We start from the raw sequence: 1962 nt of genomic DNA, 5'->3' as shown, positions 1-1962 counted from the left end.
GACAGGTGAGTTCAGTTTTACTGGCCTGATCGAATCAAATGCAGATGGCTACACCATCACGCAAACACCAAGTTCGATTTACCAAACAGGTAATCATTATATCGGTACCAATTCAGGTGCAGTGAGCAATGTCGTCAAAGTTGTCGTCGGCACAGATCCAACCCCTGCGATCCGCTTTACAGAAAAGCCAAAAGCCGGTGATAAATCTGTTTCGGGTACTGTGTTCTTCGATGTGGATCAGGATGGTGTAGTCGATTCAAATGATGCGCTACTAAAAGACATCACGGTGACAATCACAGGTACCGATAAGTTTGGTCAGGCTGTTAATGCTACAACAACGACCGATACCAACGGCGAGTTCAGCTTTACCGGCCTGATCGAGTCAAACGTAGATGGCTATATCATTACGCAAACACCAAGCTCAATTTACCAAACAGGTAATCGCTATATTGGTAGCAATTCAGGTGTAGTGAGCAATGTCGCCAAAGTCGTGGTGGGCACAGATCCAACCCCAGCGATCCGCTTTACGGAAAAACCAAAAGCCGGTGATAAATCTGTTTCAGGTACCGTGTTCTTCGATGTCGATCAGGACGGCGTAGTTGATTCTAATGACGCGCTATTAAAAGCCATCACAGTCACAATTACAGGCATGGATAAGTTTGGTCAGGCTGTTGATACAACCACCATGACTAACGCCAAAGGTGAGTTCAGCTTTACCGGTTTGATTGAATCAAATGCTGATGGTTATACCATCACGCAAACACCGAGTGCCACTTACCAAACGGGTAATCGCTATATTGGCACAGGTGCAGGTTTAGTGAGTAATGTCGCCAAAGTCGTGGTGGGCACATATCCAACCCCTGCGATCCGCTTTACTGAAAAGCCAAAAGCCGGTGATAAATCTGTTTCAGGCACCGTGTTCTTCGATGTCGATCAGGACGGCGTAGTCGATTCAAATGATGCGTTTTTAAAAGACATTACGGTCACAATCACAGGTACCGATAAGTATGGTCAGGCAGTAAACCAGAGTGTAACGAGCAATGCCAAAGGTGAGTTCAGCTTTACAGGCCTGATCGAATCAAATGCGGATGGTTACACCATCACGCAAACATCAAGCTCGATTTACCAAACAGGTAATCGCTATATTGGTAGCGATTCGGGTGTGGTAAGCAATGTCGCCAAAGTGGTTATAGGCACAGATCCTACCCCTGCGATCCGCTTTACAGAAAAGCCAAAGGCCGGTGATAAATCTGTTTCAGGTACCGTATTTTTCGATGTAAACCAAGATGGCGTTGTTGACGCCAATGACGCGCTATTAAAAGACATCCCAGTCACAATCACGGGTACCGATAAGTTTGGTCAAGCAGTAAATGCCACAACAACGACTAACGCCACAGGTGAGTTCAGCTTTACTGGCCTGATCGAATCAAATACAGATGGCTACACCATCACGCAAGCACCAAGTTCGATTTACCAAACAGGTAATCGCTATATTGGTAGCGATTCGGGTGTGGTAAGCAATGTCGCAAAAGTCGTGGTGGGCACAGAGCCAACCCCTGCGATCCGCTTTACAGAAAAGCCAAAAGCCGGTGATAAATCTATTTCAGGTACCGTGTTCTTCGATGTAAACCAAGATGGCGTAGTCGATTCTAATGACGCGCTATTAAAAGACATCGCAGTCACAATTACAGGCATGGATAAGTTTGGTCAGGCTGTTGATACAACCACCATGACCAACGCCAAAGGTGAGTTCAGCTTTACTGGCCTGATCGATTCAAATGCAGATGGCTACACCATCACGCAAACACCAAGCGGGATTTACCAAACAGGTAATCGCTATATTGGTAGCGATGCGGGTGTGGTAAGCAATGTCGCCAAAGTGGTTATAGGCACAGATCCTACCCCTGCGATCCGCTTTACTGAAAAACCAAAGGCCGGTGATAAGTCTATTTCAGGTACCGT

The 1962-nt window shown here is 46.3% G+C and carries 1 protein-coding gene; it reads left to right on the top strand.

Annotated elements, in window-relative coordinates; all coding sequences use genetic code 11:
• Window positions 1–1962 (top strand): SdrD B-like domain-containing protein (locus J8M00_RS27890; protein ID WP_211013633.1); only part of this gene is annotated, 1962 nt, incomplete at both ends.

Origin of the sequence: Pseudoalteromonas luteoviolacea (assembly GCF_018100925.1) — a bacterium.
Classification (GTDB): Bacteria; Pseudomonadota; Gammaproteobacteria; order Enterobacterales; family Alteromonadaceae; genus Pseudoalteromonas; species Pseudoalteromonas obscura.
The sequence above is the reverse complement of the archived record's forward strand: the minus strand, read 5'-3'. Positions and strand labels throughout refer to the sequence as shown.